This window comes from Pseudomonas sp. B3G-3, from assembly GCF_028640915.1.
Taxonomy (GTDB): domain Bacteria; phylum Pseudomonadota; class Gammaproteobacteria; order Pseudomonadales; family Pseudomonadaceae; genus Aquipseudomonas; species Aquipseudomonas chlororaphis_I.
Genome location: NZ_JAQZAB010000118.1, coordinates 265,596 through 272,750, shown reverse-complemented (window position 1 = coordinate 272,750; position 7,155 = coordinate 265,596). Strand labels below are relative to the sequence as shown.

Below are 7,155 nucleotides of genomic sequence, written 5' to 3'. Positions count from 1 at the left end.
CGACGTCGACAGCGCCGCAACCTTCATTGCCCAAACCGACACCGCTGGCAACTACGGCAAATTCTCCATCGACACCGGCGGTGCCTGGACCTACGTCGCCGACTCCGCGCACAACGAGTTCGCCGCCGGCACCACCTACACCGACACCTTCGCTGTGAGCAGTGCCGACGGCACCCTCACCTCGGTTACCGTGCATATCGCCGGCAGCAATGACTTGCCGACCATCACCTCCAACGGTGGTGGTACGACGGCTTCGATCAACCTGGAGGAGAACACTGCAGCGGTCACGACCGTGGCGGCAACCGATGCCGATCTGCCGGCACAGATATTGAGCTACAGCATCGTCGGCGGAGCGGATGCCGCGAAGTTCTCAATCGTTACCAGCACAGGTGCATTGAGCTTTATCTCTGCCCCCAACTTTGAAGCACCGACCGATTCGGGAACGAACAATGTCTATGACGTGATTGTGCGGGCGTCGGACGGCACGCTGTTTGACGACCAGACGATCGTGGTAACCGTGACGGGCGTCAACGACAACAGCCCGGTGATCACCTCCAACGGCGGGGGGGCGACGGCTTCGGTCAACGTGGCGGAGAACACTACGGCAGTCACGACGGTGGTGGCGAGCGATGCCGATCTACCCGCGCAGACGCTGAGCTACTCGATCCTGAATACGGCCGGCACGGACTTCAGCAAATTCTCGATCAGTTCGAGCGGAGTGCTGACCTTCAATTCGGCCCCCGATTACGAAAATGCCCAGGATATCGGGGGTACCGATGGCGACAATGCCTACGTTGTGGACGTCCAGGTGGCCGACGGCAATGGCGGAACCGACACGCAGACCCTTACGGTAAACGTGCAGAACGTTGTCGAGACGCCAGTCGATAGCGTACCGCCAACGGTGACAGTGACGGGAACGGCCTTGGGCAGCTCGATCGGCTCTACGTCGACGGTCACATTCCAGTTCAGTGAGGCAGTGAGCGGTTTCAGCCTTTCGGATGTCTCGGTGACTAAGACGAGCGGAGCGCCCCGCGGAACCTTCAGCAACTTTACCCAGGTCGATGGCGATACCTACACCGCGACGCTGACCAGAACGCTGGGCGGTAGCGTGAAAGTCGACGTTGCCGCGAACAGCTACACCGACCTGGCGGGTAATGCTGGGGCTGCCGGGAGCAGTGCAAACCTTCCGGCAGGCGTTGCCGGCGAGCCCATCAACCTGGCCCTCGACATTCCACCGGCCGAGATTGACGGCCCCGTAACGGTGGCCATCAGCGGCGTTCCTTCGGGGTGGGTGTTCAATGCAGGAACCGACAATGGCGACGGCACCTGGACCGTGCAGACCAACGATCCCGGTGCCTTGACCGTGACAACCCCAAGCGACTTCGCGGGTGCGTTGGTGCTTGAGGTCAACCTGTACTGGAGCAACAGTGACGGCAGCAGCGCAAGCGCCTACGTGTTCAACAACGTCGAAGTCTATGCCCCGGGCTCGCCGATCTTCGCCTTGTCCGCTGACGATAACCTGAGCGGCTCGTCCGGTGCCGACACGTTCGTCTTCGCCCAGCCGATCGGCAACAACCAGATCTACAACTTCGACGTCGCGGCGGACAAGATCGACTTGATCGGCTTCACAAGCGCCACCGCCTTCGCTGACTTGAGCATCAGCAACGACGCAAACGGCAATGCCCTGGTCAGCATCGGCTCCGGCCAGACGGTCACCCTCAAAGGCGTCGATGCGGCGGACCTGGGCGAAGCGAACTTCCGGTTCGATACGGACCCACTCACCCACAACAGCGGTACCCTCACCATTGCCGACGGCGCGATCATGCCGTTCGGTGGCGGCCTCCATAACAGCGGCACCATCGAACTCGGCTCCGCCGGCAACGAGACCAGCCTGGAAATTCTGTTCCGTGGCGCGACCTTGACCGGTGGCGGCCAGGTACTGCTATCCGACAACGCGCAAAATGTGATTTTCGGCGGCAGCGCCGACACCGTGCTGACCAATGTCGACAACCGCATTTCCGGCGCCGGCCAGTTGGGTGCCGGGCAAATGATACTGGCCAATGCGGGGCTGATCCTGGCCAGCGGCATGAACAGCCTGGTGCTCGACACCGGCACCCACACCATCAGCAACAGCGGTGTACTGGAGTCCACCGGCACAGGCGGCATGACAGTGGCCAGCGCGGTCGAAAACACCGGCCATCTGTGGGCCAACGGTGGCGACCTGCGCCTGCTGGCCGACGTGACCGGCAATGGCAACGCGACCATCGACGGCGACGCCAGCCTGACCTTCGCCGGTGCCGCACACACCTCCGTCGCCTTTCACGGCGCAGGTGCCGGCTCGCTGGTGATCGCCCAGGCTGAAGCGGCGGGCTCGCTGGTCGGCATCCTCGGCCTCGAGAGCGATGACTTGCTGACGTTCGGCGATCTCGCTTTCGGTGCCAATACCCAGCTCAGCTACACCGCCAACGCCTCTGGCGCCGGCGGCCTGCTGACGGTGGACGACGGCGCACATCGAGCCGAGGTGAACCTGCTGGGACACTACTCGGCGGAAGACTTCCAGGTCACCGATGGCGGCGAAGCCGGCACCCAGGTCAGTTACCACGGCCAATCCAGCGGCACACTGGTGGGCAGCATGCTCGCGGACACGCTCAGCGGCAGCGACGGCAACGACATCATCGTGGGTCGTGGCGGCGAGGACAGCCTCAGCGGCGGCGCGGGAGCCGACATGTTCGCCTACCTCAACGCGAATGAAGGCGGCGACCATATCCTCGACTACAACTTCGCCGAAGGTGACACCCTCGACCTCTCCACGCTGCTCAACGCCAACTTCGTCAGCGGCACCAGCCAGGTGGCCGACTTTGTCCAACTGGCGCAGTCCGGCAGCGACATCACGGTGCAGGTGGATCCCGATGGCGCCAATAATGGCAAGCACTTCGTCGATGTCGCGGTGCTCGACCACATTGGCACACCCAATCCCGATCTGGTGCGCACCTGGTTCGGAGAGGCCGACCAGACGCTGACCGCGTGATGCATTGGGCTGGAGCTGACTGGGAGGGTAAGTGTTCTCGATGTGGATCGAGCGCCCCCTCGAAATCCCAATAGGGGAACAAGCGGGGGAATAAAAAACAGCCAGAAACGACGAAGCCCCTGAAAACTTTAACGTTTTCAGGGGCTTCGGCTACTTCAATAATGGCGGAGAGATAGGGATTCGAACCCTAGGTACCCGCGAAGGTACAACGGATTTCGAATCCGTCCCATTCGGCCACTCTGGCATCTCTCCAACGGCGCGCATCATAACAGCACCTTTGCCCGAAGCGAAGCCCCTCGGGCAAATTTTTTCCGTGCTATCAGTCGGTTGCGTCGATTACAGCGGTACGCCCAGACGGTTTGCGACTTCTTCGTAGGCTTCGATCACATCACCGAGGCCCTGACGGAAGCGGTCCTTGTCCATCTTCTTGCGGGTTTCCTTGTCCCACAGGCGGCAGCCATCCGGGCTGAATTCGTCGCCCAGGACGATCTGGCCGTGGAATACGCCGAACTCCAGCTTGAAGTCCACCAGCAGCAGGCCAGCGTCGTCGAACAGCTTGCTCAGGACTTCGTTGACCTTGAGCGACAGTTCTTTCATGCGCGCCAGTTGCTCGGCGGTGCCCCAGCCGAACGCCACGACGTGGGATTCGTTGATGAACGGGTCGCCCTTGGCGTCGTCCTTCAGGAACAGTTCGAAGGTGTAAGGGTTGAGTTTCAGGCCCTCTTCCACACCCAGGCGCTTGACCAGGCTGCCGGCGGCGTAGTTACGCACGACGCACTCGACCGGGATCATGTCCAGCTTCTTCACCAGGCACTCGTTGTCGCCCAGCAGTTTGTCGAATTGGGTCGGCACGCCGGCCTCTTCGAGCTTCTGCATGATGAAGGCGTTGAACTTGTTGTTCACCATGCCTTTGCGATCGAGCTGCTCGATACGCTTGCCGTCGAACGCCGAGGTGTCGTTGCGAAACAGCAGGACCAGGCGGTCGGCGTCGTCGGTCTTGTAAACCGATTTGGCTTTGCCACGGTAGAGTTCTTCACGTTTTTCCATGATGGGCTCCGCTTGCTAAGTAGGTGGGCTAGGCGATGTGGCGCCAGTCGAGCCCTGAATCTTGATCGGCCAGTTGCAGCCAGTCCGGGTCGCACCCGAGGGTGTCGACAAAACATTGCCGGGCCAGCTGCGGCAGGTTGTTCTTGCTGCTGAGGTGGGCCAGTACCAGATGCTGCAGGTCCTGCCAGCCCAACTCGGCCACCAGGCTTGCGGCCTGATGGTTGTTCAAATGTCCCATTTCCCCACCGACCCGCTGCTTGAGGAAATACGGGTAGTAACCTCGGGCCAGCATGTCGCGGCAGTGATTGGCCTCGATCATCAAGGCATCCAGCCCGCGATAGCGGTCGATCACCGTGTCGCAGTAGGAACCCAGGTCGGTCAGCAGGCCGAAACGCCGCTGGCCGTCACTGAACACGTACTGCACAGGTTCCAGCGCATCGTGGGCGACGCGGGTCACGTCGATGCTCAAGGCACCGACCTGAAGCGTCTCGCCCCCGGCGAGAAAACCCGCGGCGTCCACCGGCTTGCGCATCCCGCGCAACGTGCCGCGACTGAGGTAGACCGGTAAATTGTAGCGCCGAGACAGCAAACCCACGCCATGCACGTGGTCGGCATGTTCGTGGGTTACCAGAATCGCGCTCAGCTGCGCGGGGGCTACCCCCAAGCGCAACAGGCGCCGCTCGGTTTCGCGCAAGGAGAAACTACAATCCACCAGGACGTAGGTGTCGTCACTGGCTATCAGCGTGCCATTCCCTTGACTACCACTGCCGAGAACGGCGAAACGCATCGGATCAGCCCAGGTTGTCCTGAATCACAGTCAACACTTTGCGCGCCACTTCAGGCGGGGCAACGGTGTTGATGTCTTTCTCGACGGTGACCTGGACGTTGTCGCCCACCTTGCTCAGGCGAACCTGATAACGCTCGGCGCGGGCTTCGATTTCTTCCTTGGCCGGTGCGCTGCCGAACAACTTGCCGAAGAAGCCCGGCTCGTCGTTTTTCTTCTCGGCTTTTTCCGCCAGGTTGATGTAGTACAGGCCCAGGCTGCGGTTGATGTCTTCAACGCGCCACTCACCCTGTTCCAGGGCGCGGCCGACGCTCGACCAGGCGCGGTCGAGGTCTTCGCCGAGGTTGAGCACCACGTTGCCGCTGCCGTCCTCGGTGAGGCTGACACGGCTTGGGGTATCGAAATCACGCGCAGCCAGCAGGGAGACCGAACCGCCCTTCTCGGCACTGCGGCTCATGCTGGCAAGCATTTCGTCGACCAGCGCGGCATCCAGGCTGGTGTTGACCGAACGGTTGGTGAAATCGACGTTGGAGGTACTGCCGACAGGACGCTCGGCGCTGACCACGTAGACTTCACTGGTATTGCGCTGCACGCCGGGTTCGATACGCACCCGCACGCGGGTTTCGTTATCGGCCGAACCTACGCTGCCCAGGCGCTTGGCCATGGATGCGGAGAGCTCGTCGGAACGCTGCCAGGCGGTGCTGAACTCGCCGGTTTGCGGGCGTTGGTCGTCGATACGGAAACCGTTGTCCTGGAAGAACTGCATGGCCACCGGCCAGACTTCGGCCGGGGCGTGCTGGGCCATGACCCAACGTGCATCGCCGCTCTTCTGCAGGGTGTAGTCGCTGGCATCGGCCACCGAGCCCAGCGGCTGCGGACGCGGCACGATGTATTCGCCCTTGACGGTGTCGTCGGCCACGTTGCGCGGAATCGGCAACAGCGGATCAAGGCGTTTGGAGGTGCTGACATCCGACGGCAGTTGCATCGGTGCGGTCTGTTGCGCTTGCAGGTAATCGCTGCCGCGGTCACGGAAGTAGCCTTCCGGCCCCCAGATCCAACCGCAGCCACTGGTGCTGGAGATAATCAAGGCAAGTGCGGAAAGTCCGGCCAATCGCTTCATGCGTAGTACTTCCTCAATTAAACCAATACGCCGGACTGGCGCATGGCCTGCCGCAGCGGTTCGTGACAGGCAGCACTGAGCCAGGTGAGCGGCAGACGGATACCGTTCGCCATCAAGCCCATCTCGCACAGGGCCCATTTCACGGGAATAGGGTTGGATTCGATAAACAGCGTCTTGTTGAGCGGCATCAGCTTCTCGTGGATCGCCCGGGCGGTGGCGGCATCGCCACGCATCGCCGCGGCGCACATCTCGCTCATGGCTTTTGGCGCCACGTTGGCGGTCACCGAAATATTGCCCTTGCCGCCCAGCAGGATCAGTTCGACGGCGGTTGCGTCGTCGCCGGAATACACCAGGAAGTCGCTGCTCACGCCGGCCAGGATGTCCTTGGCGCGCTGCAGGTCGCCGGTGGCTTCCTTGATGCCGATGATGTTCGGCACGGTCGACAGGCGGATCACGGTCTCGGCCTTCATGTCGCAAGCGGTGCGACCCGGCACGTTATAGAGGATCTGCGGGATATCGACGGCTTCGGCGATGGCACGGAAATGCTGATACAGGCCTTCTTGCGTCGGCTTGTTGTAATAAGGGGTCACCAGCAGGCACGCGTCGGCACCGGCGATCTTCGCGTTGGTGGTCAGTTCGATCGCTTCGCGCGTCGAGTTCGCGCCGGTACCGGCGATCACCGGGATGCGCCCTGCAACCTGAGCGACCACGCGACGAATCACTTCGATGTGTTCGTTCACATCGAGGGTAGCCGACTCACCTGTAGTGCCGACCGCCACAATGGCGTTGGTGCCCTCTTGCAGGTGGAAGTCCACCAGTTTGCTCAGGCTGTCCCAGTCGAGACGACCCTGTGCATCCATGGGTGTGACCAGTGCCACCATACTGCCCGCAATCATGCAACCGCTCCTGCCGGAAAAAGAGAGCGGTAATGGTACTGGCGCCAAGATGCTTGCACAAGCGAAGTACCGCGCTGCGAGCATTCCCCTGAGCGATGTATTTCGCTACCCTTCAGACTTTGATCGGTACTGCTAAGCTCGTACGCCGGGTTCCAGCCTCCCTTTTCGGCATCCGAAGCCCCAATCCCGCGTTGCCGCCCTTCGCTCTCGCCTTTATGGAGTTCGTTGCAACCGGGCGGTTCAGGGCTTCTGAAACCGCATCCGGACGTTTACCCAGTAC

General features: G+C 61.7%; 5 protein-coding genes and 1 tRNA gene. 1 reads left to right on the top strand and 5 read right to left on the bottom strand.

The window, feature by feature from the left end:
• On the top strand, positions 1–3,028 hold a 3,028-nt coding region (locus PVZ80_RS23780), incomplete at its 5' end, for an Ig-like domain-containing protein (protein ID WP_273864653.1).
• Positions 3,029–3,190: 162 nt separating this feature from the next.
• On the opposite strand, the gene PVZ80_RS23775 is transcribed toward PVZ80_RS23780, so the two are convergent.
• The 5 genes from PVZ80_RS23775 to dapA all read right to left on the bottom strand — a co-directional run bounded on the left by PVZ80_RS23775 (position 3,191) and on the right by dapA (position 6,875).
• Positions 3,191–3,280, bottom strand: a tRNA-Ser gene (locus PVZ80_RS23775).
• A gap of 84 nt (positions 3,281–3,364) precedes the next feature.
• The gene (gene purC / locus PVZ80_RS23770) at positions 3,365–4,075 is read right to left on the bottom strand and encodes a phosphoribosylaminoimidazolesuccinocarboxamide synthase (RefSeq protein WP_007930242.1); all 711 of its coding nucleotides are present in this window, start codon (positions 4,073–4,075) and stop codon (positions 3,365–3,367) included.
• A gap of 28 nt (positions 4,076–4,103) precedes the next feature.
• A complete protein-coding gene (locus tag PVZ80_RS23765) occupies positions 4,104–4,862 on the bottom strand; it encodes an MBL fold metallo-hydrolase (RefSeq protein WP_273864652.1) in 759 nt (252 codons plus the stop codon).
• A 4-nt stretch (positions 4,863–4,866) separates the two neighbouring features.
• Complete coding sequence (gene bamC, locus PVZ80_RS23760; RefSeq protein WP_038630838.1) at positions 4,867–5,979, bottom strand: outer membrane protein assembly factor BamC; 1,113 nt, start codon at positions 5,977–5,979, stop codon at positions 4,867–4,869.
• A gap of 17 nt (positions 5,980–5,996) precedes the next feature.
• Positions 5,997–6,875, bottom strand: a complete 879-nt coding sequence (gene dapA, locus PVZ80_RS23755; RefSeq protein ID WP_009047491.1) for a 4-hydroxy-tetrahydrodipicolinate synthase — start codon at positions 6,873–6,875, stop codon at positions 5,997–5,999.
• Between the last annotated feature and the right edge of the window lie 280 nt (positions 6,876–7,155).

What these genes read in the sequence shown, in the direction of transcription:
- purC (WP_007930242.1), bottom strand. Translation starts at nt 4,075, where the DNA reads ATGGAAAAACGTGAAGAACTCTACCGTGGCAAAGCCAAATCGGTTTAC.
- dapA (WP_009047491.1), bottom strand. Translation starts at nt 6,875, where the DNA reads ATGATTGCGGGCAGTATGGTGGCACTGGTCACACCCATGGATGCACAG.
- bamC (WP_038630838.1), bottom strand. Translation starts at nt 5,979, where the DNA reads ATGAAGCGATTGGCCGGACTTTCCGCACTTGCCTTGATTATCTCCAGC.
- PVZ80_RS23765 (WP_273864652.1), bottom strand. Translation starts at nt 4,862, where the DNA reads ATGCGTTTCGCCGTTCTCGGCAGTGGTAGTCAAGGGAATGGCACGCTG.